General features: G+C 55.6%; 6 tRNA genes. All 6 read right to left on the reverse strand.

Features of this window, described 5'->3' with window-relative positions:
* Position 1: 1 nt before the first annotated feature.
* A tRNA-Glu gene (locus FKZ59_RS14500) sits at positions 2-73 on the reverse strand.
* 8 nt (positions 74-81) lie between these two features.
* Positions 82-174 (reverse strand) — tRNA-Ser (locus tag FKZ59_RS14505).
* Between the two features lie 4 nt (positions 175-178).
* Positions 179-253 (reverse strand) — tRNA-Asn (locus tag FKZ59_RS14510).
* A 6-nt stretch (positions 254-259) separates the two neighbouring features.
* Positions 260-336 (reverse strand) — tRNA-Ile (locus tag FKZ59_RS14515).
* Positions 337-341: 5 nt separating this feature from the next.
* Positions 342-415 (reverse strand) — tRNA-Gly (locus tag FKZ59_RS14520).
* A 6-nt stretch (positions 416-421) separates the two neighbouring features.
* Positions 422-497: transfer RNA gene (locus tag FKZ59_RS14525), tRNA-Phe, on the reverse strand.
* Between the last annotated feature and the right edge of the window lie 50 nt (positions 498-547).

Below are 547 nucleotides of genomic sequence, written 5' to 3' on the forward strand. Positions count from 1 at the left end.
ATGACCCCTACGGGATTCGAACCCGTGTTACCGCCGTGAAAGGGCGGTGTCTTAACCACTTGACCAAGGGGCCGTTTTCCATGGCGGAGAAGGAGGGATTTGAACCCTCGCGCCGGGTTACCCCGACCTACGCCCTTAGCAGGGGCGCCTCTTCAGCCACTTGAGTACTTCTCCGTTTTGGCTCCGAAGGTAGGATTCGAACCTACGACCGATCGGTTAACAGCCGATTGCTCTACCACTGAGCTACTTCGGAATATTATGGTGGGCCTAAATGGACTTGAACCATCGACCTCACGCTTATCAGGCGTGCGCTCTAACCGACTGAGCTATAGGCCCATTTATGGAGCGGGTGATGGGAATCGAACCCACGACATCAGCTTGGAAGGCTGAGGTTTTACCATTAAACTACACCCGCATGCAATGGTGGGTTGGGGCGGAATCGAACCGCCGACACGAGGATTTTCAGTCCTCTGCTCTACCGACTGAGCTACCGACCCACAATCTATATGGCGGTTCCGACGGGACTCGAACCCGCGATCTCCTGCGT

The organism is Ureibacillus terrenus (genome assembly GCF_006569205.1).
In the GTDB taxonomy this organism is placed as follows: domain Bacteria; phylum Bacillota; class Bacilli; order Bacillales_A; family Planococcaceae; genus Ureibacillus; species Ureibacillus terrenus.